This window comes from Lacticaseibacillus sp. 30 (assembly GCF_053819265.1).
The window spans coordinates 46,962-73,473 of record NZ_JBSOQX010000006.1 but is presented as its reverse complement, the minus strand read 5'-3'; the positions used below and the strand labels follow the sequence as shown (position 1 = coordinate 73,473).

22 protein-coding genes are annotated in these 26,512 nt (G+C 45.9%); 12 read left to right on the top strand and 10 right to left on the bottom strand.

The window, feature by feature from the left end; genetic code table 11:
* Positions 1–293 precede the first annotated feature (293 nt).
* A complete protein-coding gene (locus ACWPAB_RS05770) occupies positions 294–1,235 on the bottom strand; it encodes a Dyp-type peroxidase (RefSeq protein ID WP_003563657.1) in 942 nt (313 codons plus the stop codon).
* A gap of 132 nt (positions 1,236–1,367) precedes the next feature.
* On the opposite strand from ACWPAB_RS05770, the gene ACWPAB_RS05765 reads away from it, so the two are divergent.
* Positions 1,368–2,036, top strand: coding sequence for an MgtC/SapB family protein (locus tag ACWPAB_RS05765; RefSeq protein WP_003587342.1), 669 nt, complete (start codon positions 1,368–1,370; stop codon positions 2,034–2,036).
* Between the two features lie 7 nt (positions 2,037–2,043).
* On the opposite strand, the gene ACWPAB_RS05760 is transcribed toward ACWPAB_RS05765, so the two are convergent.
* The 5 genes from ACWPAB_RS05760 to ACWPAB_RS05740 all read right to left on the bottom strand — a co-directional run bounded on the left by ACWPAB_RS05760 (position 2,044) and on the right by ACWPAB_RS05740 (position 6,514).
* Positions 2,044–2,862 carry a DNA/RNA non-specific endonuclease gene (locus ACWPAB_RS05760; RefSeq protein WP_003587345.1) on the bottom strand — a complete coding sequence of 273 codons (819 nt, stop codon included), beginning with the start codon at positions 2,860–2,862 and terminating at the stop codon, positions 2,044–2,046.
* A 559-nt stretch (positions 2,863–3,421) separates the two neighbouring features.
* A complete protein-coding gene (locus tag ACWPAB_RS05755; RefSeq protein ID WP_003563665.1) occupies positions 3,422–3,610 on the bottom strand; it encodes a hypothetical protein in 189 nt (62 codons plus the stop codon).
* A gap of 735 nt (positions 3,611–4,345) precedes the next feature.
* Entirely contained in the window at positions 4,346–5,557 is a 1,212-nt protein-coding gene (locus ACWPAB_RS05750) for a hypothetical protein (protein WP_003569129.1), read from the bottom strand.
* Entirely contained in the window at positions 5,547–6,158 is a 612-nt protein-coding gene (locus ACWPAB_RS05745; protein ID WP_003563686.1) for an ATP-binding cassette domain-containing protein, read from the bottom strand. Before ACWPAB_RS05745 ends, ACWPAB_RS05750 begins: the two co-directional genes overlap by 11 nt.
* Before the next feature lie 77 nt (positions 6,159–6,235).
* Entirely contained in the window at positions 6,236–6,514 is a 279-nt protein-coding gene (locus ACWPAB_RS05740; protein WP_003563688.1) for a hypothetical protein, read from the bottom strand.
* Positions 6,515–7,922: 1,408 nt separating this feature from the next.
* Between ACWPAB_RS05740 and ACWPAB_RS05735 the strand changes: the two genes are divergently transcribed.
* The 3 genes from ACWPAB_RS05735 to ACWPAB_RS05725 all read left to right on the top strand — a co-directional run bounded on the left by ACWPAB_RS05735 (position 7,923) and on the right by ACWPAB_RS05725 (position 12,297).
* A complete protein-coding gene (locus ACWPAB_RS05735) occupies positions 7,923–9,572 on the top strand; it encodes an ABC-F family ATP-binding cassette domain-containing protein (protein ID WP_003577948.1) in 1,650 nt (549 codons plus the stop codon).
* A 470-nt stretch (positions 9,573–10,042) separates the two neighbouring features.
* Positions 10,043–11,719, top strand: a complete 1,677-nt coding sequence (locus ACWPAB_RS05730; RefSeq protein WP_003587347.1) for a MutS-related protein — start codon at positions 10,043–10,045, stop codon at positions 11,717–11,719.
* Positions 11,716–12,297, top strand: coding sequence for a uracil-DNA glycosylase family protein (locus tag ACWPAB_RS05725; RefSeq protein ID WP_003607408.1), 582 nt, complete (start codon positions 11,716–11,718; stop codon positions 12,295–12,297). Before ACWPAB_RS05730 ends, ACWPAB_RS05725 begins: the two co-directional genes overlap by 4 nt.
* A gap of 110 nt (positions 12,298–12,407) precedes the next feature.
* Here ACWPAB_RS05725 and ACWPAB_RS05720 read toward each other — a convergent pair whose 3' ends face one another.
* The 4 genes from ACWPAB_RS05720 to ACWPAB_RS05705 form a co-directional block, all read right to left on the bottom strand.
* Positions 12,408–13,115, bottom strand: coding sequence for an MIP/aquaporin family protein (locus ACWPAB_RS05720; RefSeq protein WP_003573922.1), 708 nt, complete (start codon positions 13,113–13,115; stop codon positions 12,408–12,410).
* A 14-nt stretch (positions 13,116–13,129) separates the two neighbouring features.
* Positions 13,130–14,983 (bottom strand): type 1 glycerol-3-phosphate oxidase, encoded by a 1,854-nt coding sequence (glpO, locus tag ACWPAB_RS05715; protein WP_003569144.1) that lies wholly within the window; start codon positions 14,981–14,983, stop codon positions 13,130–13,132.
* A gap of 55 nt (positions 14,984–15,038) precedes the next feature.
* Positions 15,039–16,556: a glycerol kinase GlpK gene (gene glpK, locus ACWPAB_RS05710; RefSeq protein WP_003569146.1), complete on the bottom strand. Its 1,518-nt coding sequence runs from the start codon at positions 16,554–16,556 to the stop codon at positions 15,039–15,041.
* Between the two features lie 261 nt (positions 16,557–16,817).
* Entirely contained in the window at positions 16,818–17,540 is a 723-nt protein-coding gene (locus ACWPAB_RS05705; RefSeq protein ID WP_003569148.1) for a glycosyltransferase family 2 protein, read from the bottom strand.
* 322 nt (positions 17,541–17,862) lie between these two features.
* On the opposite strand from ACWPAB_RS05705, the gene ACWPAB_RS05700 reads away from it, so the two are divergent.
* The 8 genes from ACWPAB_RS05700 to ACWPAB_RS05665 all read left to right on the top strand — a co-directional run bounded on the left by ACWPAB_RS05700 (position 17,863) and on the right by ACWPAB_RS05665 (position 26,502).
* On the top strand, positions 17,863–19,029 hold the full coding sequence (locus ACWPAB_RS05700) for a galactokinase (RefSeq protein WP_003563710.1): 1,167 nt from the start codon (positions 17,863–17,865) through the stop codon (positions 19,027–19,029).
* A 95-nt stretch (positions 19,030–19,124) separates the two neighbouring features.
* Positions 19,125–20,120, top strand: a complete 996-nt coding sequence (galE, locus tag ACWPAB_RS05695; RefSeq protein ID WP_003563715.1) for a UDP-glucose 4-epimerase GalE — start codon at positions 19,125–19,127, stop codon at positions 20,118–20,120.
* Positions 20,117–21,577 carry a UDP-glucose--hexose-1-phosphate uridylyltransferase gene (locus ACWPAB_RS05690; protein ID WP_003569150.1) on the top strand — a complete coding sequence of 487 codons (1,461 nt, stop codon included), beginning with the start codon at positions 20,117–20,119 and terminating at the stop codon, positions 21,575–21,577. The genes galE and ACWPAB_RS05690 overlap by 4 nt, the downstream gene beginning before the upstream one ends.
* 35 nt (positions 21,578–21,612) lie before the next feature.
* Complete coding sequence (locus ACWPAB_RS05685) at positions 21,613–22,626, top strand: LacI family DNA-binding transcriptional regulator (RefSeq protein ID WP_003569152.1); 1,014 nt, start codon at positions 21,613–21,615, stop codon at positions 22,624–22,626.
* 149 nt (positions 22,627–22,775) lie between these two features.
* A complete protein-coding gene (locus ACWPAB_RS05680; RefSeq protein ID WP_003590165.1) occupies positions 22,776–23,786 on the top strand; it encodes an aldose epimerase family protein in 1,011 nt (336 codons plus the stop codon).
* A gap of 226 nt (positions 23,787–24,012) precedes the next feature.
* Entirely contained in the window at positions 24,013–24,723 is a 711-nt protein-coding gene (locus tag ACWPAB_RS05675; protein ID WP_003569156.1) for a hypothetical protein, read from the top strand.
* 248 nt (positions 24,724–24,971) lie between these two features.
* Positions 24,972–25,703 carry a hypothetical protein gene (locus ACWPAB_RS05670; RefSeq protein ID WP_003607410.1) on the top strand — a complete coding sequence of 244 codons (732 nt, stop codon included), beginning with the start codon at positions 24,972–24,974 and terminating at the stop codon, positions 25,701–25,703.
* A gap of 304 nt (positions 25,704–26,007) precedes the next feature.
* Positions 26,008–26,502: a PTS sugar transporter subunit IIA gene (locus ACWPAB_RS05665; RefSeq protein ID WP_016381735.1), complete on the top strand. Its 495-nt coding sequence runs from the start codon at positions 26,008–26,010 to the stop codon at positions 26,500–26,502.
* Positions 26,503–26,512: the final 10 nt, after the last annotated feature.

Sequence of the window (26,512 nt, the reverse complement as noted above, 5' to 3'; positions counted from 1 at the left end):
AGACTGCTATCAAAGGATTTTCGAAGCGGTAAAAAAACTGAAGCCGCGTTAGCTTATGTGACATGAAAACTTGACGATTTTATGGCAAGCAGAAAAATTGACCATTGGTCTATGTACGAAAATTGGTTTTTAAATGAATATAAGTGAACGCAAGGTTTGGAAACTGGCGCAGGCGCCATGCAAAAACACAGGGAAAAGCGGCTACTAATTGCGACCATGCCAAACCCAAGATGGTGGTGTTTGGTAGCCCTCAGTGTAGCTGTTTTCCCTGTGTTCCTAAACAAACACGTTCATTAAAGTTCGCCGTCTGCGATTTGACCGAGCACAGATTTGGACGGAATGAAGAACAATTCGCCAGTTTCTGGCGTCGAAAAATCAAGCAACCGATCAGAATTGTCAAACATGCCTTGCAACATACGCTTGGTGACCGTCCAATGACGGGCATAGCCGATGAAGTAGGTTCCGTTTTCGTTTTTGGCCGGATTACTGAACGGGACATTCATGCGCACAATTTTATGTTCAACGCCGCCGTCATTATCCTGAGAAACCACATTGTGGGCATTTGGCAGCTTCTTTTCGTCAGCTAACTCAATATCGTTGAACTTCTTTCGACCGATGGCTTTTTCCTGGTCCTCCGTCGTCAAATCGTTCCATGCTTTCATATTGTGTTGGTATTTTTGCGCAAAAGCATAGGAGCCGTTTTCAAATGTGGGATCTTCATCGCCGATCACCGCATACTCTGGCGTGTCGAGTGCGCTTGGATTTTCCGTGCCGTCGACAAAGCCAATGATCGCTCGGCCTTCGAAATAGCGGAAGCCATGGGTTTCATCGAGTGTCACAGTCTGATCGTCAATGATGGTCATGATCTCTGACATGAGTTCGAACGGAACGGCTGAATTCTGCGAGCGAATGTGGAAGAACAGATCAGCTGGGGTTGCCACTGCGGTATATTTTGGCCCGACAACTGGTTGGAATTCCTCCAACTCTTTAGGCACCGGTGCAGCTGGGAAAAGATAATCCCACGCTTTTCGCGACAAGCCAAATGCAACCGCCAACTTTGCATCTGGGTAGCGAATGTTCATGCTATTGATGAATGCTGGTAAGTGCTCTGCTAAGTCGGCAATCATGGCTTTGTCGGCTGCGGCATCTTCGCGCTTAAGGTCAAGCGTAGCAAAAATAATGTCAGACCCGGCATCCTTATAGACATCCTGTACATCACGTAAATTTATGGTCATCGTTACGCCTCCAAATTAGAATCATTCTAACCTACTATAGTCTACCATAGCGGTGGCTGATTGCAACGATTTCGCGATGTTTTTAACCTAGGCATTCGGTGGTAAAGTAAGAACAAAGGTTGTGATTGTTTGATGATTTCAGTAGCAGATCAAGCCGAACTTGTCATTCGACTGGTGGTGGCTGCACTTTGCGGCTTTGCCATTGGTTATGAACGCAAGAATCGCTTCAAAAATGCCGGTATCCGCACACATATGATTGTGGCGTTGGGTGCGGCCTTGATTATGATTGTTTCAAAATACGGTTTTTTTGATATTTTAGATTTGAAAAATATGGCATTGGATCCTTCACGTGTCGCGGCTCAGATTGTCAGTGGCGTCAGCTTTTTAGGCGCTGGCGCCATTTTGGTTCGCCACAATAACGTGAATGGTTTAACGACAGCTGCCGGGGTTTGGACGACAGCGGCTGTGGGGATGGCAATTGGGGCGAAGCTGTACCTCATCGGCTTGGCCGCAACTGTCCTAGTGCTCTGCATTCAAGTCCTGCTCCACCATCATTATCGTTGGCTGCCCAGCGGGGATAACGGCATTTTGACAATTCGGGTCCGCAGCGAAGGCTTTGACATGGTACATTTACGCGAAACATTAGGCAAGTACCATATCAAGGTCCTGAATGTGTCCATTAAACATGAAGGCGACGAAGTTAAAATGAACCTGCATGTGGAGAGTAAAGCCAATGAAGACATGCGGCGCCTGCTGACGTTTTATGCCGACAATCCGAATATTATTTCGATTGAATTCTAGGCAATCGCTAATTAAGTTGGCTAGTACCGTCTGCATAGTTGAGGGTCACACCAGGCTGAACGTTGAAGATGTAGACATTAAAATGAATCGTGTTGTCGCCGATACTTTGCGCACGCATCGCCACACCGCGTGGTAACAGTTCATCACCGCGAAAGATCGGGGTGACTTCATAACGAATAAAATGTTGGCGTGACTGTTTCAAATAATGTGCCATATCATCTTCATGGGCCTGCATCAAAGGCGAATTTAACTGCCGCGTCCCAGTCATCAAATTTTTCGGATTATTATTTTCACCGGAAAGCTGAAAACCAATTAAATGGCTGCGGTTGTACAGCCATTCGCCATGCACTTTCTTGTTGTGCCACCCAGTTGGATTCCAAGTCAGCGGCTCGCGCTTGGCAGTTGGCATGATAGCTTGATTCAGTAAAGCATTGGCAGTACCAGCACGGTTGAGACTATCGAGATTGCTAAATGTTGTCCACGGGCCTTTATCAGTGGCAAGTTCTGCTTTCGTAAAACCAGGCTCGTTATTGTTGACGGTAATCTCGGCAGTGTTGTTGTAATTGAGCTGCGCCAGTTGCGTGACCGGTTGGCGCGAGGTGCCATCCGTTGCCGGCACACTGTTGCTAACTGAACTTGATTGGGGCGGTGTTCCCAGCAGTGTGGTGTGTTGCTGCGTGTAGGTATAACCGCCGCTGGCTAAGCCAAACAACAGCAAGGTCGCCGCCAACCGCCGATTCGCCCGCCGTTGCCGCTTTGTGCCTTTTCGCAGCAAAAGTAGCAGCATGCCAGCGAGAATGAGACTGAATGTGATGAGGTTATTCATAGTGCCCTCCAAGTGACTGATGGATGTATTGGATGAGTTAGTCCATTGATGCTATGAAAAACACAATGCTCAGTTCTAAGGTAGTCTTTTCAAGGGGTAGAGTCAGGGCGGCTAGAAACCGGTACCTTTGGTGAACAGGCTTGGATGTATCAGGGAAAATTAGTATGCTATGAGGTCTGATAAAGTGAACGTATTTTTCAACTAAATCATTTAGGTGACAGATGCTGTCCTTGCGAGCCTTTAATAACAGAATACGCCAATGATAGACAAACAGTTTTTTGACCTGATTGCTTATAGGATAGTTGACTCAGTTATATAGTCACCATCCTAGTGAATGATGTGTTGTCCTTTAGTTTTCCGAAGATTCCAGCTAGTATTTGATACATGGAAGATCATTCTCTCTCTGCTTTTATCGGCAACTTAATTTAGAGAAGAAAGTGAAACTTTTTGACCTCTCCTTATGGATTTATTATTTGGCTCTATCGTGCTATCAAGGAAAACTCGATACGAACACAGGCAGATAATTAAAGTTATTAGTTTTTGATCATTATTTAGAATACTAAGTTAGATCCTTTAACCACTTGTCGATCCTATGATTGAGCTGGGCGAGACCGTCCCGATCCATCGGCAGCTTGCTGACGATGGTGGGCAAATCGTTGAGGTTGGTCCTGAGATCGCTGGCGTTTGCGTAATAAGGCAATTGCTTCAAGTTGTTGTCCAGTTGATGCAAGGCAAGATTGATGGACACCGCTAATTTTAAAGCTCCCCTTATTGATCGGGGGCAAGCCGAAAATTAATTTGGGGACGCCGGGGATCATGAAAACCAACCACCTCACTGCGAGGCCGCAAAAGTGTAGAATTGAAGGTACAATTTACTTGCAGCGACTTTAAGAATTTCCTTTTGAATGGTAAGTGGTTCAGTTGCTAGACAATTGGTTATCGCTTCCGTGTCGCTCCCCCCTCTTAACTCCCCACATGAGGATGGGTCATAATTCTCGCATTGAACTTGTGATTCATGAGATTCCGAATAATCTGGGCAGGGTCTAGGCTAAAGAATCCTTTGCCGCTCCAAAATCCACAATCTCTGGCCAGGTGGGGCTTGCACCGCTGAGCAAGGGCGGAGACGGCGCTTCGAGTCCAAAACCCGGTCTCGAAGTCGCCTAACAACATCAGCTCCAAGTCAGGTCGCTGTGTTGTTTGCACGGCTGAGTCCCATCTGGCTTAAGATTGCTCCGCCTTGGCGCTGATATCTTTAAAACTCTAATAAATTACCCATATGAATATGAAAAGGCAAAACAATTTCCGCAGAAGTCGTTTGCCTTTTGTTTGATAACTGTGAATTGTGATCCATCCTCATGGACACAGATTGATAAGACGACCGTTTTAATTCTTTTTCAAAGAATTAAAACACCTGATTTGTCTTACCTAAATCGGGACTTAGAACTATCAATGACAATTAGTCAACATCGGATTGTGGGATGTATCAGTATAAGGGGGATTCAATGCTATTCTGGTTACGAGCGGTTCTAATACGACGGAAATATGAAATTAGGGAAATCAAGACAATAAGAACCACTAGGGCTAAAGAGCACATAATGATGCCCATGGAAAATGTTATGCGTGGATTATTCAATGAGTACGCAGTCGCTCCTGTGGTAACTGAAACAGATTGCAGATAGGTTGTGGGTAACAGTTCCCCAATCTTTTTAAGCGGATCAACGGTAGAGGTTAATAAAAATAATCCGATAGTGGAAATAAGAGAGATGAACAAGGATGCCATTTTGTTTTTAGCAATAGAGCATATGAGCATGACGAAAACTAGAATGAATAGGCTTGATATAGCTTGGAGACAGAACGAAGGCAGGAGGATTTGATACAAATCATTGAACTTCATTGACATTGTTGGTAATTCATAAAAAAGAACAGGGTAATTTAAACTGCCGAAGCCATTTACTATAGTTCCTGTAGATAACGTAAGTAAACTGGTCATAAGCAGTAGTACCGAACTTACTATCCACGTAATGCCTATGTGCCACATGTTGATGACGAGTTCAAGTTGGGGGATCAACAAACTTACATTGATTCGTGATCTATATGATTCTCCAAACAGATTAACCGCTATATAGACTGATACTAATGTCAGAAGAACAGGAATAATGTTTTGCCATGTCCATAAAAAGAAGCCAGTTCCGTTGGCTGAAAAGTCTTCGTTGTATTTTTGCACATTTCGTTTCTTTAGAGCAAGAAAGCGGAGTCTCTCGCGTTCTATTGCATTCTCTAAAGGCTTGCGAGTGGGGTCGGTAGTTTCATTCTGATTTAGCTTTTTATCCATATCAATGGTTTTTAGCCTTAGAGCATATGCTTGAGACCACTTTTTAGAAGCCAAATATTTCTGAATACTTAGGTCTCGTTTCAAAAGCTTTTGGGATAACTTAATATCGTTGCGGCGCATCGCCTTTTGTTGGTCGCTGAAGGAACCCGAACGTATTTCTTTCTCAAGAACAGCGATCCCTAACTTATAATTCTTGATTTCTTTGGCGATCGTGCTCTCGAATGAAATAACCTTTGACGTTTGATTGTTGAAATAAAAGGTTATACCCACGCAAAGCAGCACCAATCCGATGAGGACCATGCTCATTGGATTTTTGTATATTTTCTTAATATCCCATAAGCCAACATTTGTCTTATTCTTCATAGAGTTTTTGGTCCTTTAGCGTAAACATGTGGTCAGTAATATCCTTAACGTCGTTAAGATAGTGTGAAGATAGTATTATAGTCTTGCCAGCTTTTTTTAGGGAGAGAAGCTGAGAATAAAGAAGCTTTCTGGAGCTTTCATCTAGGCCGTTATTTACCTCGTCAAAAATTAGAACGTCTGCGTCACTGACTATATACATTGCAATTAGTAACTTTTGTTTCATGCCTAAAGAATACTTTGAAATTTTTAAATTGATGAAATCAGACATTTGCCACTTGGTGATCACATCGGTCAATAGGATTTCTGATTTCCACTGTGTCTTTACAAATCTTAGATAGTCCAAGCCATTCAAGTGTTTATCTAGCCAATCAGACGTTTCATAAAAAAAGAAGGAACGTCTCATTTTACTTAGAGGTTGCTTTAGGATCTCAACCTTACCAGAAGATATCGGTATTAATCCCGTTAGCGCACGGAAGATAGTTGTTTTTCCAGACCCGTTTACGGCAATTATCGAATATATTGTGCCTTTTTCAAATGTGTAGGTAAATCCCGTTACGATCGGGAATCGTGTTTTTACCGATAGATTAGTAACTGTCATCATCAGACGAAAGGCCTCCGTATAATTTAAAAAGAGGCAGAGTCGCAATAAAGCCTCTGCCTCCAAGTGTCACCTTAAAATTAATATCCACCGTGATAATGCCGAGTGTTTTGATACCGAATATAATTCCATCCGCTACCGATTTGATACCAGTCAGTGTTTAGGTAGTAGGCGCTGGCCGGAATGGTTTTATTCTGAAAATCAAAATCTGTGTTTTTCTTTGTGTAGATATTGTAATCAGACTTGAACCATTTCTGAACCAATCGCCATGAATCTGCTCCTACTGGGTTAGCAGAAGTGAATGCGCCAATCCCAACAAACATAACCAGTACAGCTAGTACGTTACGTGCTTTCTTCATCGTAGAACCCCTTATTTAGGTGCGTTAATGAGATGTGCCAGTTGATACAAGAAAATTATCTCATGCATCAACTAGCAATGCAATTAAATTTATTGAATTTAAGAGATAAAGTGGGTTTTATGAGCGTTTAATAACTATATTATAGTTGTTGTTATTTAAAAAGTATCTATTAATTCTTAACTATATTTTTTCTATAAATTAATATATTTAAAAAATCGTTTAATATGTTTTAGCATGATGTGAGATGAGGTTACTTATGGAAAAGACAATAAAGCGGTTTGCAAGTGACTTGAGACCTAGCAAGCAAAGCATCTAGTACTGCTACCAAAGATTACCAACGAACGACAAAAGGATAACCGAAACCGAAATATTGTCAGCGCTGATGTAGAGTGGCTTATACGGGACGAGGCAGCAAAGCTTTTGTCACCAAAAAACCACTAAAAAACAGCAAAGAGACTGACAAGTACCGCCAAAGAGCGACAAGGAGAATCTGCTATGAAGGGCGCAATCGTGTATTTGAGAGCTGACCGTGACAAACAATTTACCGCCAAAGATTTGCAAATAGAAAAAACGCAAAAATTGCTGGATTAGTTGCAGCAGCGTAACTGATGGCAGAGCAGAAGCTCAAGCCGCTGGAGGTGTCTTGGAAGGAGCCAGAGGTGCTTCTGACGACTAAGGCGGAAGGTACCGTAGATAACGCAAAAATGCTTAGTGACTCAAATGAGACGAGAGCGCGTTAGGAGTTTTGGACCCGATTATTTGGGACAAAAAGTAACAAATGACCAGGTACAATCTAGGTGGATTTTCACTAAGTCTTTGTGGCTGGGTTGCTGCTGAAATAGGTAGTTGGCAACTAAACCGATGAGATTTCACAAAATTCAGCTTTGCGGCCTTATCAGGTCGGGGTTGGCGAGCTACTTCTGATAGTGGGCACTATGTCAACTAGGTGAATTCCATAACGGAATCCGCCTTTTTAATGGTCGATTTTAGATCGTGAAGTGCTTCTGGTTCGTGACTTCTTGTTGGCGGGTATCAAGCACATAGTGATACAACGCGAGGAGAACATCGTGATTTGCCTGATCTGACTCATTGAATGCTGAATCCATGAGTTCCTGAAGGTCGGTACTTTTGACCGCTTCAATACGGCTGCAATGGTTACCCGGTCACTACATTCATGGATTTGTTTAGGCATACGTACACCTCATGAAATGATGATGATCCTATCATGCTGTCAGCAGCTTAGCGTGATTGCGTATACTTCATAGACTGGAACTCGGTTGCAGGCATCAGACAATGCTTAGCTGGTCAGTCTCGTTTACTAGCTCCTCAATAACGTCTGACTGGCGTATTTGTGAAACCCCCAAATATCTGCTAATATATGTAGAAATCTTTTAAGCGAGGTATAAAATTGCTCACAGTAAACAATGTATCAATGACGTTCTCCGACCGTAAGCTATACGAAGACGTTAATTTGAAATTCACGCCCGGTAATTGCTATGGCATTATTGGCGCAAACGGCGCGGGAAAATCGACTTTTCTTAAAATCATCCAAGGTGAACTGACCCCAACGACCGGGACGGTTAGTTTGTCGCCGAATGAGCGGATGAGCAGTCTGCGTCAGGATCACTTTGCGTTCGACAATCAAACGGTGATGAACACTGTTTTGCAAGGTTGGGAACGACTTTATCAGGTGATGACGGAAAAAGATGCTTTGTATGCTAAGCCAGACTTCTCTGAAGCTGACGGGAATAAGGCAGCCGAGCTGGAAGGCGAGTTTGCCGAAATGGACGGCTGGAACGCTGAAAGCGACGCGTCTCAGCTGTTGCAGTCATTGGGCATTGCGGAAAGTGAGCACCAGAAACTCATGGCTGATCTGCCTGAAGGGGAGAAGGTCAAGGTGTTGCTTGCCCAAGCGTTGTTTGGCAAACCCGACGTTCTGCTGCTCGACGAACCAACCAACGGGCTTGATCCGCAAGCGATTAACTGGCTTGAGAACTTTTTAGCTGACTATGAACACACCGTTTTGGTTGTCTCTCATGACCGGCATTTCCTGAATGCGGTCTGCACCATGATGTGTGATGTTGACTTCGGTAAGATCGAACTTTATGTCGGCAACTACGATTTCTGGAAGCAGAGTTCTGAACTGGCCTTGCAGCTGCAAAGCCAAGCGAATGCCAAAAAAGAAGAACAAATCAAGCAATTGCAGGAATTCGTGGCGCGTTTCTCCGCCAACGCTTCAAAGTCCAAGCAAGCCACTTCACGTAAAAAGCAGCTTGAAAAAATTACGTTAGATGATATTCGGCCTAGCACACGGAAATATCCGTACATCAAGTTCGAGCCAGAACGCGAAATCGGTAACGATTTGTTACGGGTCGAGAATGTTTCCAAGACAATTGATGGTCATGAAGTACTGAAAAATGTCAGCTTCATTTTGCGGCCAGGTGACAAAACAGGGATCATCAGCCGTAATGACGTGACCGCTACTGTGCTGATGCAGCTGCTAGCAGGTGAGCTTAAACCTGACACCGGCACCATCACATGGGGTGTCACCACCAGCCGTGCCGCTATGCCAAAAGACTTGAATCCTGAATTTGATCATGATGATCTGAACATTCTCGATTGGTTGCGGCAGTTTGCGCCACAAGACGAACAAGATAACACGTTCTTGCGTGGCTTCCTCGGTCGGATGCTCTTTTCTGGGGATGAAGTGCTCAAGCAACTGAATGTCTTGTCTGGTGGCGAAAAGGTCCGTTCGTACTTGGCTAAAATGATGCTAAGCAAGGCAAACGTCCTCATCATGGATGATCCAACCAACCATCTTGATCTGGAAAGCATCACCAGTTTGAACGATGCCTTGATCGACTTCAAAGGCTCATTAATCTTCACCAGTCATGACCATCAGTTCATTCAAACCATTGCTGATCATATTATCGAGGTTGGGCCACTCGGTGTTGTTGACCGTGCGGACACAAGCTATGATGAATTCACGCAACACGAAACTGCTCAGGCACAGGTAGCCGATATTTATCCGGCTGATAAAAAGAAGTCAAAGGCGTAATTGCCGATATCACCTTGAACGTTACAGCTTGTGACATCATACGCAGTTACTATACAGGCGAACAATTTTCCGCAGTCAGGGAAATTGTTCGCCTGTTTGTTTGCTCATGGATGACTTATTGGAATTTATAAAGATCCCAGTGCCAAGGCGGAGCAATCGTAGGCCAGATGGAGGCGAAGCGCCGTCTCCGCTCTAGCTGCGCATCGCCAGCCCAGCTGGCCGGAGATTCCGGTGTTTGCACGGTAGGGGACTCTTGCATAGAGCTTTTCTGCATTGTTTGGAATCTAGCACATCATAATTGTTTGAATTTTAGAATTCTTGCTCATCTCTACTTCAATTTTGTTTTTCAAACCCATCTGATAGATAATATCAGCATAAGTAACCGACAAGATAAGTGTGTGTGACCCGCGCAAGTTGTTATTGAAAGTCTCACCAATCTGGTCACATCAGCTAAGAAAGCAGTGATCAATATGTCACAACCCATTACGATTCTTCTCAGCGTCACCGGCTTTATTGTTGCGATGATTGTCCTCAATGGTTTGTTAACCTGGCAGCGACAGCAAAAGCTCAAGCGCCAATTGCTAGCTGACTGGGGCACTTTTCCTGAAAAACGGCCAAAAGGTGAGCGCTATTTAAAAGCCGCCTATCTTGATCATGAAGCCCAAGTTAATCACGATTGCCAAGTTGACGACCTGACTTGGCAGGATCTTGATATGTTAGACGTGTTCGAACAGCTGAACGTCACCCAAAGTAGTGTTGGCGCTGAACGGGTTTATGCACAATTGCGGGCTTATGATTTAGGCAAACCAGCTGTTGACGAGGCGTTGATTGCCTTTTTTCAAGATCATCCTGACAGCCGATTGAAAGTGCAAATGGCGTTTGCCGGACTTGGCATCGAGCCGGCGAACAATAGCCAACTTTATCTACGGACAACCACCAAAAAAGCCTTGCCGAATGCATGGCGATTCAAAGTAATGGGCGGTTTTCCATTTATCGGTGTCTTGTTGACGCTATTGTGGCCGGCAATTGGGGTGACCTTGATGGTGGTCAGTTTGCTGGTCAACGTGTTCTACTACATTTTGAAACGTGAAGGCCTTGATGCCGAAATTACGTCTATGGGTTACCTTGTCCGGACGATTATCACAGCAGAACGTCTCGCCAAAATTAGCCAACCGACTCAAGCAGCATTGCGACAAGCAGTTAAACCAATGCGCGGCATCACGCGATTTGCGTTTGTCTTCCGGACCAAGACCGGCAGCATGGGCGACATTTTAACTGAGTATCTTAGCATTATGTTCATGCTGAGCTTTATTGCCTACAACACAGTGCTCGATCGCTTAAGCAGCCACCATGCTGAGGCGCTAGCCCTGTGGCAACGGCTGGGCGATTTAGAGTTGGCCATTGCCATTGCTAATTTTCGCACGGCGGAAGCGACTACAACGCAGCCAGTTTTTGCTAAAGGCGGCATGACCGCTACTGACTTAGCCCATCCCTTGTTGAAACATCCCGTTGCCAACCCAGTTGACTGGCAGAAAAATGCGTTGATCACCGGTGCCAATGCTTCCGGTAAGTCGACCTACGTCAAAAGTATTGCGATCAATGCCATTTTGGCACAAACGATCAATACCGTGACAGCGACAAGTTTCACGATGGAGCCGGGAGAGGTCATCACGGCTATGGCGGTGCGTGATGATCTGAGTGAAGGCGATAGCTATTTTGTTGCAGAAATTAAAGCCATTCGGCGGCTGCTCAATGCTGTTGCCAAAAAGAAACGCGTCTATGGTTTTATCGACGAAATTCTAAAAGGGACGAATACCGTCGAACGAATTGCCGCTTCAGCGAGTGTCATTAATTGGCTAAAGCAATATCCGAGTTTGGTCGTGGTTGCGACACATGATAATGAATTGACGGACATTATGGGCGATCAATGCGTCAACTGGCATTTTCAAGAGAAAGTGACGAAGGAGGATGGCGTTGTCTTTGACTATTTGCTCTATCAAGGCCCGGCCACTTCGCATAATGCCATAGCACTGTTGGCAACCATGGACTATCCAACGTCCTTAATTCACGATGCGCGGCAGTTGGCTGCGGATTTTGAACGTAGCAAAGCATGGCCTAAGTTTGTTAAAGGAGGGATTCAAGCGTGACAGATGCAGATAAAATATTTGAGGCTATTCGTCAGGATCCCGATAACGCTGACTTTACCGCCCAAGGATGGGATCCGCTATATCATATTGAACCTGAAGCAACGATCCTCATCGCCAGTCAGGCACCAGGACGAAAAGCACAAACGACAAAAACATACTGGAATGATCCAAGTGGTGACCGCTTGCGAACTTGGATGGGCGTCACCAAGGATCAGTTTTATCACAGCGGTAAAATTGCAGTTTTGCCGTTAGATTTTTATTATCCCGGCAAAGGTAAGTCAGGTGACTTGCCACCGCGTAAAGATTTCGCGGCCAAGTGGCATCCGTCTTTGTTAGCGTTAATGCCAAAGATTCAACTTACAATTGTGATTGGTGCCTACGCCCAAAAATATTATTTAGGAAAGCATCGCGAAAAAACGCTGACTGCCACTGTCAAAAATTTCCGGGCGTACTTACCTGACTATTTTCCAATTGTGCATCCTTCGCCGCTAAACTATGGTTGGGTCAATCGCAATCCATGGTTTATGACCGATGTGGTGCCGGCATTACAGGCGCAGGTTGCGGCCTTGATGAAGTAAACGAACGTTCTCGCACTCGCACAAAAAAGCTGAGATCATGGCAGAGTTGATGCCGCGATCTCAGCTTTTTAAGTAGCCTTTTGCTTGAATAATTTAATGAGTGATTGAACTTATGGTAATGTCACGAAGATGAGTGCGCCAACAACGCCGCCAGCTAAAGGACCGAGAACAGGTACCCACGAGTAACCCCAATCAGAGCCGCCTTTATGGGCAATCGGCAGGATGGCGTGCGCCAAGCGTGGGCCGAGATCCCGCGCCGGGTTAATTGCGTAACCGGTTGTCCCCCCAAGTGACAATCCGATTGCAGTGATCAAGATACCAACGCCCATCGGAGCTAAACCTGCTGTCCATTTGCCTTGCGCAAAAGCTAATAGGCCAAAAATCAAGACAGCAGTGCCGATGAATTCAGACAAGAAGTTAGCGGTATAGTTGCGAATGGCTGGGCCAGTCGCAAAAACGCCTAAGATGGTTGCTTGGTCATTGGTCTTCGTCCAATGTGGATAGTAATGCAGCCAGACAACGGCGGCTCCTAAGAAAGCACCAAGCATTTGGGCAGCGACAAACGGCAGCACCCATGACCAAGAAAATTGACCGATGGCGGCAAAAGCGATGGTCACCGCCGGATTGAGATGGGCTGGGCCAAGGAAAGCCGCGGTATAAACGCCCATGGTGACAGCTAGTCCCCAACCAAGGGTGATGGCAACCCAGCCAGCATCCTTTGCTTTTGATTGGTTGAGTGACACGCCCGCCACCACGCCGTCACCGAGGAGAATCAGGATGAAGGTGCCGATAAATTCACCTAATGTTTGTGTCCACATGTTGATTCCTCTTTCTATTCAGGATGAACCGGTGCTGGTGCCGTTTTTAGATAGGCCAGTTGACTGTCGGCAATGGCAGCATTCAAGGCGGCCAGTTGTTGGGCTTTCACCGAGTCGTCCCATCCCAGTGTTTGCGCCATTTCGTCAACAACCGGCTGTTTCAACTCAGCCAGTGTTTCAGCGTGGAAAAGTAGGGCATTGGTTCGGCGCAAGAGATAATCAACCGGTGTGAGCGTCATTTCCTCATTGAGTGAATAACGTAGACTCATGGTTTCCTTCAGACTTAATCCTGGCGCAGGACCATCGACAGCGTAAGTGAGCACTCGGCTGGTATTGGAACCGAAGCGGTTAGCCAGATCTTGGGCTTCTTTTTCCGATAAACCAGCATCAACGCCAATCCGAATGTAGAAGGCCATGGTTTCTTCAACATTGGTCGGATCAAAATGTCCGCCGGAAACTTGCAGCTTTTTGGAATCGACTGCTGGCGCGTCAACGTTGAAACGATCGACCAGAATACGGCGAATCAGTGCGAGGGCACCAGCGGCCATTTTCCGATAGTCTGTAATTTTACCACCGGAAAGGGTGATGAGCCCGTCTGTCGCTTGGTGAAGCGAACTGCCGCGAGAAACTTGGGACGGGCTTAATCCGGCTTCTGCATGTGCTGTTTCCAGTTTGGAAATGGCACGTTCAACATCGGCGCGGGTTGCTTGATCGTCTTCATAAGCGTTCACAACCTCGATCAAGGCCGTGAATGAATCGTCTGAAACTTTGCCGCTGTTAGCACCGCCGCCGTTATAATCGGAACTACCGTTGTCGTTGATCAGTGGTCGCAACCCAGCCCAACTAGCTTCAATATCGTCGATCGTCATATGGCTTTCGGGGAAGCGTTTATTGACGACTTTCAGCAGATAATCGACATCTTCTTGCTCAACGCGGGGATGTTCATAATCGCCGGTATAATCTGTATCAGTGGTACCAAAATACGTTTTGCCTTCTCGCGGAACCACGAAGAACATCCGACCATCGTTTAAGCCAGTATCCATGTAAGTTGGTTGCGGAACTGGCAAGCGAGAACCGTCAACGACTAGATGAACACCTTTGGTTGGCCGCAAAGTTGGCGCGTGTTTTTCGTGATCGTCAAGTGCATTGAACTTATCAGCCCATGGACCGGTTGTGTTGATGACCAGTTTGGCATGGATATCGAATTCAGTGTCGTCCAACAAGTCTTTAACATGCAGCCCAACCACTTGACCAGCGTCATTGTGCAGCACGCCGACCGCTTTAACATGGCTGGCCATCAAGCCGCCAAGTTCGTCAGCTTCTTTGATGTTTTCGATCACAAGGCGTGCATCGTTGTTGACGAAATCGAGATAAACGCCACCGCCTTGCAGGTTATCAGCGGACAATTGTGGTTCACGTTGAAGGACTTCATCTTTTGTCACGGTATAATTGGCGTACTGAGAACCTTCAACACCAGCCAATCGATCATAGAGATCCATGGCAATTTTGACGCTGAACATGTCAAACGTACTGCCGGATTCTTGATAAATTGGCAACAGCATTGGGAATGGCCGCGGGATATGCGGCGCGATCCCTTGCACGACGGCGCGTTCTTTAACAGTGTCAGCGACAACGCCAACATCAAAAGATTTAAGATAGCGAATACCGCCGTGTACCAATTTGGTCGAACGCGAACTGGTGCCTTCCGCAAAGTCCTGCATCTCAATCAAACCGGTTTTGATCCCGCTGGCAGCTGCTTGAATCGCCACCCCAGCGCCGGTAATGCCGCCACCGACGATGAGCAAGTCGAGCTCGGTATGCTTTAATTGATGAATCGTTTGTTTGCGCGTTTCGTTGGAAAATACCATTTTGTTCTCCTTCATTACGGATCGAGTCAGTCTCGATCATTTTTTGGTTGATAGATCAAGCTTTCTTCGCCTTGTGCTTATACATTTGGGTTGCAGCAACAGCTTGCTGCCAGCCTTCATAAAGGTGGTCGCGATCAGGCGCGCCCATTGTTGGTTCAAAACGTTTGCCAAGCTTCACGATACTTTGCAGTTCATCGGTATTGTTCCAGAAGCCAGTCGCCAAACCAGCGAGGAAGGCAGCGCCCATCGCCGTCGTTTCCAAATTGGCTGCTCGTTCAATCGGAATGCCTAAAATATCTGCTTGGAATTGCATCAGGTAATCGTTGTTAGCTGCGCCGCCGTCAACGCGCAAAGCTTGGATCGGGATACCAGTGTCTTTATTCATGGTATCCACGACATCACGTGACTGATAAGCAAGAGATTGCAAGGTTGCTTTGATGAAATCTTCGCGAGTCGTGCCACGAGTGATGCCAAAAATAGCACCGCGAGCATCAGAATCCCAATAAGGCGCACCTAAGCCTGTGAAGGCTGGGACAACATAAACTTCATTTTGACTCTTAGAAGCTCGTGCGGCGGCTTCGGAGTCGCTTGAACGCTCGACCAACTTCATGGCGTCCCGCAACCATTGAATCGCACTGCCGGCAACGAAAACGGAACCTTCAAGTGCATAGGTCACCTTGCCATCAAGTCCATAGCCGATGGTGGTGAGCAGGTTGTTGTTGGACAAGGTCGGTTTTTCGCCGGTATTCATCACAATGAATGCACCTGTGCCATAGGTGTTTTTCACCATACCCGGCTCAAGCGCCAGCTGACCAAAAAGTGCTGCTTGTTGGTCACCAACCATGCCGGCAATCGGCACGGTACTGCCGAAGAAATGGTAGGCTGCTGCATTGCCGTAAATTTCTGAATTGCTGCGAACTTCCGGTAGCATTTGCTTAGGAATATTCAACAATTGGAGAATCTCGTCATCCCAGGCTAGTTTATGGATGTTGAACAACATGGTTCGTGAGGCGTTGGTATAGTCGGTGACATGAATGGCGCCGCCGGACAGCTTCCAAGAAAGCCAAGTATCGATGGTGCCGAAAAGCAGTTCGCCTTTTTCCGCCCGTTCTTGCGCGCCAGGCACATGATCCAAAATCCAGCGAATCTTAGTCGCTGAGAAATACGAATCAATTAGCAAACCGGTTGAATCATGAATCATATCGCTGTGGCCATCTGCCTTAAGTTTGTCAGCGATCTCGCTAGTTTGCCGCGACTGCCAGACGATGGCGTTGTAGATTGGCAACCCGGTCTGTTTGTCCCATACAACCGTGGTTTCCCGTTGATTGGTAATCCCGATTCCGACAATTTGGCGTGGTTGAATTTGTGATTCAATAAACGCCGTCGCGATGGTCGACAAAGCGGCATTCCAAATTTCATTGGCATTATGCTCGACCCATCCCGGATGCGGAAAATACTGCGGAAATTCCCGCTGTGCATCAACAACTTTTTGACCATTGTGATCGATGATGATGGTCCGTGTACTCGTGGTACCCTCATCAATCGCCAGAATGTACTTCTGATCACTTGTCACAAATAACTACCCCCTGTGAAATAATATTGCACACAATGAAAACGTTTCCAGAAATAGTTATACCGTACCTCGTGACATCCTGTCAACTTTAAACTTATGTGTATCATTAGTTATTTTAAAAAGTTAAAAAATTGATCAAGATTCTGTAAATGAGATGGAAATGGAGGTTGTGCTGCAAATGAGATATCTTGAACAAAAAAACGCGTGGCCGATGAACGTTTTCATTAGCCGCGCGTATTTTGCTTAGGATCATCTGACCTGCTATTGGATGAGCTGGCGCATGCGATGGATCCGCTCAAAAATCTGGTCTTCCTGACGGCGATCAGCCCAAGAAAAATTGTGCATCGTACTGTTTCGGCGATTGACCTTCGTGTACAAAATGGTTGGATTATAAGCATATTTGCCAGGCGTATGCGCGACAAAATCCGCCGTGAAGTAATAGTCTTCCGCAATGCGCAATTGTTCATCATAGCGAATATTACCGGCAGTTAAGGCATCACGAGAGAAAGCCTTGTTCCAAATATAACCGCCCACTTCGGAGCCGTGGCGTGAGACTTGATCAAACATTTCACGCTGTGACAACAATTGAAAGCGATTAGGCCCGCCGCGGCTGCGATGCCACCAATCATAACCAACCGCAGTGGCCACAACACCCGATGTGAACCCATGCGATAACGTTGCGCCAAAGGCCGGCGCGATTAAATCGTCACCGTCAACAAACGCCACAGCTTGACCAGTGGCATGATCAATGCCAAAGTTTCGCGCAGCACCGATGCCACGATGGTGATTAAAACCGGTCGCGTGAAAATTAGGGATACCTTTAACAAAATCAGCCACTGTCTGAGCGGTACCATCAGTCGAGGCATCGTCGATGAGCCAAAGTTCAAAATCAATTGTTTGTTGCTGGATACTTTTTAATGTCTCAGGCAGATAATGACCTAAATTGTAAGTTGGCACAACGATGGTTAAATCTAAGTTCGACATAATTGCCTCCTTGAAGCTCGTTTTGATCATTATCGTCAAATTACAGGTGACGTCAATCAAAATGATTCATGTATGAAGTTGGGTTGTTGACATGGGGAATGCTAACTATCGGCGCCATGTGGAAGGGACATTCTGAACCTGCTAGAATTTTTAGTAAAAGGAAGTTGCTTTAAATTCAGCGATTTTTAAATGACCGGTAAAACAAAAACAAAAAAATTTGGCTATAGCGCTTCCAATCCGTCATTATTTTTAGTAAAATTAAAACGGTTACAAAAATCAGTAGCGGATAAATAAGCTTAACTTCAATTAGGAGGTATTGACGGTGAATAGTACAGATGTCACGAAAGGTTTTACGGAACAATTTGGTAAGCAGGCGGAGCACACCTTCTTCGCACCAGGACGCATTAATTTAATTGGTGAACATACCGATTACAATGGTGGCCACGTTTTCCCGTGTGCCATTTCGCTGGGCACTTATGCAGCGGTTGGCACCAATGAGGACAACGCTTTTCGGTTATACTCGGCCAACTTCCCAAAGGTTGGCATTATTGACATCCCATTCTCGGATCTTTTCCAAGATAAGCGCGGCTTGTGGACAGATTACTTCCAAGGTATGGCGCGGGTGATGAAGACGGCGGGTGCGAACTTCACGCATGGCCTCAATGTTTACATCAACGGCAACTTACCTGATGGCGCTGGGTTATCAAGTTCTGCTTCTCTGGAAATGCTGGTCGGAACGATTCTGAACAATCTTTTTGATGGCGGCTTTGAACCGTTGGAGCTGGTTCAGTTCGGCGTTAAAGTCGAAAACGACTATATCGGCGTGAACTCCGGTGTGATGGATCAGTTCGCGATTGAAATGGGTCGCGCAAATCAAGCAACGCTGTTGGATACAAACACGATGAAATACGAGTACCTGCCAGTTGAGATGGGCGATAACGTGATTGTCATCATGAATACCAACAAGCGTCGTGAGTTGGCTGATTCCAAGTACAACGAACGCCGCAGTGAATGCGAAAAAGCACTGGCAATGCTACAAAAAGGTATTGAAGTTAAAAGTCTGGGCCAACTGAGTGAAGACGAATTCGACGAGAATACTTATCTCATTTACGATCCAATCCTGATCAAACGCGCGCGCCACGCCGTCTTTGAAAATCAGCGGACATTGAAGGCTTCGAAAGCACTGCAAGATGGCGATTTGAAGACCTTTGGCAAACTAGTCTCTGCTTCTGGAGTTTCGTTGGCTTTTGACTACGAAGTCACTGGCATCGAGCTTGATACCCTTGTGACCAATGCCTTGAAGCAACGGGGTGTGCTCGGTGCTCGCATGACCGGTGCTGGCTTTGGCGGCTGCGCCATTGCGATTGTCAACAGTGCTGATGTTGAAGACTTTATTGATAATGTTGGCAAGACTTATCGTGAAAAGATCGGCTATGACGCCCATTTCTATGTGGCCGATATTGCCGATGGTGCTAAGCAACTGAACTAACTCTGCTAAAATAGAAAAAGTGTTATAAAGTAGAGCGTGAGCCAGACCGATTTCTAGTCTGACGAACACGTTTTAAAAAAGGGAGATATTTTATTATGACAATTGCAGTTTTAGGCGGCGCTGGTTACATCGGTTCACATACGGTAAAACAATTACTCGCTGCCGGCGAGGATGTTGTGGTTTTGGATAACTTGATTACTGGGCATCGTAAGGCGGTTGATCCACGCGCCCGTTTTTATCAAGGCGACATCCGCGACTATCATTTTCTGAGCCAAGTGTTCAGTCAGGAAAAGATTGACGGGATTGTCCATTTTGCGGCGTTCTCAATTGTGCCGGAATCCATGAAAGATCCGTTGAAGTATTTTGATAACAACACTGGCGGCATGATCACCTTGCTTGAAGCCATGAATCAATTCGGCATCAAGAAAATTGTCTTCTCATCTACGGCAGCAACTTATGGCGAACCTAAGCAGGTCCCAATTAAAGAAACTGATCCGCAAGTACCGACCAACCCTTACGGTGAAAGCAAGTTGGCCATGGAAAAGATCATGCATTGGGCTGATGTGGCTTATGGGCTGAAGTTCGTGGCTTTGCGTTACTTCAATGTTGCGGGTGCGATGCCAGACGGTTCCATCGGTGAAGACCATCATCCAGAAACGCATATTGTGCCAATTATCTTGCAGGTTGCAGCAGGTACGCGAACTGGTTTGCAAATTTATGGTGACGACTATCCAACTAAGGATGGTACCAATGTGCGTGACTATGTTCATGTGGTCGATCTTGCTGATGCCCACATTTTGGCCTTGAAGTATCTGGATGCCGGCAATAAGTCATCCGCGTTCAACATTGGTTCTGCGCATGGTTTCTCCAACCTTGAAATTCTAAATGCAGCGCGTAAGGTGACTGGCCAAGAGATTCCAGCCACGATGGGCCCGCGGCGTGCCGGTGATCCAAGCACTTTGATTGCTAGCTCAGAAAAGGCTCGTGACATTTTAGGCTGGAAGCCAAACTATGACGATATTGACAAGATTATCGAAACCGCATGGAACTGGCACGAAAATCACCCAGAAGGATTTGGTGACCGGAATTGACCGCGATTAGCAATCACGTTGGTACCATTGTGAAACTCAATCCCGATTACACCCAGATGGATGCAGTCTATCTGAACAACAAATTGTTGAATTTGATCGGAGATGCTGCCCTTGACCTGTCTGGTGATGCTGATCCATTGACGAACCTTGATCTGATGGTGAAAGCTGCGCAGGAGAATGGTAAAATTCCAGATTCACAGGCAGCACGTCAGATTTTGGAAGCGCAGCTGATGGACCTTGCTACCCCGACACCAAGTCGGATCAATCAACTGTTTTGGGATAAGTATCAGGCGGGACCACGGGTTGCAACAGACTGGTTCTTTGCTTTGAGTCGCGCGAATAATTATATTCAAACGCGAGCGATTGCTAAGAATGTTGTTTTTCCAGCTAAAACTGAATATGGCGACCTCGAAATCACCATCAACCTGTCTAAACCGGAAAAAGATCCGAAAGACATTGCTGCTGCGGCACATGCCGCCCAGTCTGGCTATCCGGCGTGTGCCTTGTGTTTACAAACGGAAGGGTATGCCGGTCGAACTGACTTTGCGGCGCGAACCAATCATCGCATTATTCGCTTTTTGCTTGGCGGTAAAACATGGGGATTCCAATATTCGCCATATGCTTACTTCAACGAGCACGCGATTTTTCTGGATGCTATCCATGAACCCATGGTGATAGACCAAAGTACCTTCAGCAACTTGTTGTCCATCGTTTCAATGTTTCCAACTTATTTTGTTGGCTCAAATGCTGACTTGCCAATTGTCGGCGGTTCGATGCTGACGCATGAACATTACCAAGGCGGTCGCCATACATTTCCAATGGCCAAAGCACCAATTGAGACGCAGGTTGAAATTAGCGGACATCCGCATGTTTTCGCTGGCATCGTCAAGTGGCCGATGAGTGTTATTCGCTTAGTGAGTGCTGATTCGGACGAGTTGATAAATGCAGCCGAACATGTTCGGCAGGTTTGGAATCAGTATACCGATGAAACAGTTGACGTCCGCGCATTTGTTGATGGCAAACCGCATCATACGGTGACCCCAATTGCTCGGCGCGTTGGTTCGGAATTCCAGCTGGATTTAGTGCTGCGCGACAATCAAACTAGTGCAGAGTATCCGGATGGTATTTTCCATCCGCATCAAGACGTGCAACATATCAAGAAGGAAAACATTGGCTTGATCGAAGTGATGGGACGTGCCATTTTACCGGCACGATTAAAGTCGGAGTTAGCTGAAGTCCAGAAATATCTTTTGGGTGAAGCCAACACGATGAAACCAATGCATCAAGCATGGGCCGACCAACTGAAAGCAAAATATGATTGGACGCCAGCAAATGCAGAGATACAAATGCAGGCAGCGGTTGGTCGTGTATTTGCCAGGGTCTTAGAAGATGCTGGTGTGTTCAAACGCGATGAAGTTGGTCAAAAAGCATTTGCTCGCTTCTGTCGGGCACTGTAGCAACAGGCTACGTTGCTGAAGCCGGCAAGGAGTCAATGGAAACGGAGAAAACGATGACCACGATTACCGATATTGCGAAGGCGGCAGGGGTTTCAATTGCGACTGTCTCGCGTATTTTAAATTATGATACGACGTTGGCTGTCACGCCCGAAACGCGCCAACGCGTGTTGAAAACAGCCGAAAAGCTGGCGTACAAACCACGTCGACGTAAACGTGTGTCCCCGCAAACCACCGTTGCCTTGATTCAGTGGCGCAGCGAGCAAGAAGAGTTGAATGATCTGTATTATTTACAGATTCAATATGCTATTGAGGCACGGGCGGCCTCAGCTGGCTATCATTTGCAGAGCTTGCATTTGGAGCAGTTGGGAGCCGAGACGACACAAAACGTCCAAGGTGTGATTGCGTTGGGTAAGTACGACGCTGGCGAAGTGGCAACGATCAAAGCCTTGGCGCAACCAGTTGTTTTTGTGGATCAAAATATGTTGGCATTTGACTGCGATTCGGTCACCAGCGATTATGCCGGTCCTATCGAGCAAATTATTCATCATTTTCAATCGGTAGGGATCAACGACATCGGGTTTCTTGGTGGCGTTGAAACGAGTCGCAGCGGACGCGAGCAGTTTCAGGACGTGCGGACAGCCGCGTTTGATCGGGTGATGTACGCAGAGAATTTGATGCAGCCAGCGTTTCGTTTTATTGGCGCGTTCACGCCTGATTCAGGTTACGAACTGATGAAACAAGCGATCACCAAACTCGGTGACACCTTACCGCACGGTTTCATTGTGGCCAACGACACGATGGCAGTCGGGGCGTTGCGCGCTTTGAACGAGGCCAAGATCGAGGTGCCGCAACGCGTCTCTGTGATCAGCTTCAACGATGTGGCGGTCGCCAAATTCACGACCCCGCCACTTTCAACGGTGCATGCTGCCACTGACCAAATGGGCCAAACCGCGGTCGAACTGTTGCAGGCACGCATCAAAGATCCGAAACGCGTACCACGTCAGGTTAACTTCAAAAGTGAGCTTATTATGCGAGCCAGCAGCTTGTAGGAACGGTATCATAACGTGTTCCCCCGCGAAGAAACCTGTCCATAATGACCTCAAGTGCAACGACCAAAAGCGGGTCATCATACTTGAGGTCAGCTGATGCTCTGGTTTCTAACCGCGCTGGCTTACGCTCGTTTATAAAGGAGGACAAGATGGACGTTTCAGTTGAACCATACGGTCAGTATCAAGGCCACAATTTGTATGAGCTGACCTTGACCAATGATCAAGGCATGGTTGTGAAGTTGCTGAATTATGGTGCAACCTTGGAAAAAGTGTTGTTACCAGAAGCTGATGGCTTGCACAACATGATTCTGTCACTACCAAGTCGGGAAGATTACTCGAAAGAGCGCAACTTCCTTGGTGGCACAGTGGGTCGAATTGTTGGCCGTATTCGTGGTCATGTTTGGCAGCATGGCGATGTGAAAGTTGATCTGCCAATGAACGAAGGCAAGAATCACATTCACGGCGGCGATGACGGACTGGATCGGCAAGTTTATAACTTCCGTATTGACCAGACAGCTACCACAGCTAGTGCTAGTTTTACTTTTGTTGATCCAGCAGGGCATAATGGCTATCCGGGCAACGTCAAGCTGCAAGTGACTTATACCTTGGAGAATACGAATACCTTGCATTATCGTCTGGATGCAGTTAGCGATGAAGAAACGCTCTTCAATCCAACTAACCATACCTATTTTGCGATTGACCAGCCAAACAAAATTGATGCCACCACGCTGACGATTCCAGCCGACGATTACAAACCGCTTGATGCAGACCATCTGCCAGATCAAGGCTGGCAGCCAGTTGCCGGAACGGTCTTTGATTTTCGCCAAGGGCAAAAGCTTGGCGATGTCATTCACACTCGAGCAGCGCAAATCACTGCAGAACGGGGCATTAATCACCCATTCCTACTGAAACACGGCCAAACCCTCGCGGCCAAACTCCAGACTGACAAACATACTATGACCCTGGCAACCACTGCGCCGTCCGTCGTCGTTTACACCGCCAACCACTTTGACGGTACCGGTATTCCTCACAACATTGATCAATTTGATGGCGTGGCTCTTGAATGCCAATTTGCTCCGGTCAGCGGCGATGATCTTTCGGCGATGACATTATTGCCGGGCGAACCATTTACGTTGGTGAATAGTTGGGCGTTTGAATAGGCAGCTTAACTTTTTAATGCCTCGGGATGTTCTGAACGAACCTAATCTTTATAAAGAAAGAAGCCTTCCAAATCATTGAAAGGCTTTTTTGACGCAACGAGAAAAGTTTAGAAGTTCTTGTGTTAAGCTGCTTTTTTGGTTAGCATTGTGAACAAATAGTTTCAAGTTAATACATAAATGGTTACGCGGTCAAAAGACATGCAATGTGACAAAAGGAGTCGATAGCATGAAGACAAAGTTTCTTAAGTTGCCGGTCTATCAACAAGGACTTTTCTTAACGTTGATTTGGCTAATGGTCGGGATTGGCGTGATGCTATATCGCTGGCCAACAAGTGATCAGGATTTTCAAACAACCGCCTATTGGCTTGCACCGAATTTGATTCATATGCAAGGTGAGGTGACCGCTCAATGGTTCCCGTTTGCGTGTGCAGTGACGGCCGGTGTGAGTCTTTATGTCGTCAAGCATATTAAAAGTAGAAACTGTGACACTAAAGAAGGCCTTTATGTACTTCAGAATTTGTGGCCCATCTGGTTGGTGATAATCGTAGTATTTTTCTTATTAAATCTTTGGCTACCACAAACAGGGATGACTCGTTTTTCGAGTTTTGATCGACAAGTACTCACGATTGCAATACTGTTTCTTGATATTACTTTATTTAGTTCTTACATGCTTTGGTTAAACTTCTGGGTGCCGGTTGGCCGGGTACATAATGTCATTAAGGTTCTATTTTGGGCAGTGCTTTTCCTTGGAGCTGGATTTATTATGAGCCACTTTCAATTTACGTTTGCCAGCAGCTCCTTTAGCTTGGACGATCTAGGACGACGTACATGGTTAACACTGCCATTTTGGCCAAGCTGGTTTTTAGGTTTACTATTAACGGCGGTTATTTGGTGGCACACTTTTCGTCGACTTCGAATGACGGATGATTCTCACTAAAATAGAGAGACCGGCCGTGCTCACACAACTCAGCAAAAAGATTGAGGGGGTCTAACTGCTGACAAGCGTACAACCTAGTCGGGCGAACCAACTATCCAAGATGAACAATCAAGCCTTAAAAAAACACGCTTTTTGTAAAAGTAAACGCTTTCAACTATAATTTAGATAGCGATATGAACCGTTTACGTAACTAATATTGAACGCGTAAAAATGTTAATTGGGCGGCAATTAGGGAAGGAGACTTTCTCATGAAAATGAAATTGCAACGCCTACCAATTGCACTACAAGGCATCGTTCTAGGCGCCATCTGGTTTTTGCTTGCTATAGCATTCATGCTGTATAACACTCCGACTGCAAAAAATGAAGTACCAATCCCCTTTCCACCACTTGTACCGCAGATGTTTCGAGTAGATGGTGTTGTAACAGCTGACTGGTTACAGTTCATTTTCTGGTTCATTCTTTTTCTCACGTGGTACGCGATCTATCGGGTTGTCAGACTAAATGACCAAACTCATACGCTTCAACCGGTGCTGCGAGCGGTCGTACCAATATGGGTATTTGCAATTACAATCGTCTTTATCGCAACTTTCTGGACGCCGATAATTGGGCTAAACGGCTTGTCGGTTGTTGAACGATCCTTAGTAACACTGGGGTTACTAGTTTTCACAGTTCTATTTGTGGGTGCATTTCGGTTGTATGGTGAGATTTTACGTTACAGTTCGAGACAAGGGAAAGTTTTCAGAATAATTTGCTGGTTTACACTTCTTTGCGCGTCATTCTATGTCATATGGCATCTACAGTTCACCGTTCAAGGAGCGCCCATTTTAAAAAATACGTTCTTGTTCGGTGGTCTCAGCCAAGACGCTTGGGTCGTACCTTTTTGGCCAAGTTGGCTGATTGGCATGGCGCTCATTTCCTTAAGTTTGTTTTTTATTAGGAAAAAAACAATCAACATTCAGTATCGCGAAGAATCAATGTAGCCGATAAAAATTGCAATATATATAAATAAATAAGTTTCAAAATCAATAGCCGACAATCTAATTGTCGGCTATTTGTTTAAAATTGTTCTTTTATGTTGTATCCAAGGAAAATAGTATTGATAGAGATTTCGACTTTGCAAAGTCATCCTGTCGGCTTAAAGGTGGATAGCAACGAGGATTAGAGGGAGGCTGATTTTTTATAAATTAATTTGCCAACCTGTCAAAGATTTTCTTGACTCCTGAAAGCGTTTGAATATAATAAAGAGTGAACAGAAATAAACATTAATTAACAGGAGTGAAGAGAATGGCTGAGGCGGTTGAGAATGACCTTTTTGATTCAAAATTAGTTTTTGTCGAGGATGGTGAGGATCAGGATACAATCTTTAAACAAGTTTCTGACCGATTGTTGGCAGCGGGTGCCGTTAAACCGGACTTTTATCAACATCTTAGCGAACGCGAGAAAAGCTGTCCGACCGGCATCGATATGAGCGTTGTGAATCCCGAGTACTCGAATGTGGCGATTCCGCATACAGAAGGTGAATTCGTCAATGTCAGAAAAATCGTTCCGATCCGTCTCAAAAAGCCGATCGAATTTGCGAACATGATCGCACCTGATCAAAAACTCAAAGTTAGCTTTCTGTTCATGATTTTGAACAATGATCCTGAAGGCCAAGCCAACGTCTTGGCTCAGATTATGGATTTCCTGACAACATCGTCTGCGGAAACATTAGCAAAATTGTTCGGCGCAGATGATGCGGCAACGATTTACAACATTTTGGCAACCAGTTTTAAAAAATAAGGAGGAAGTT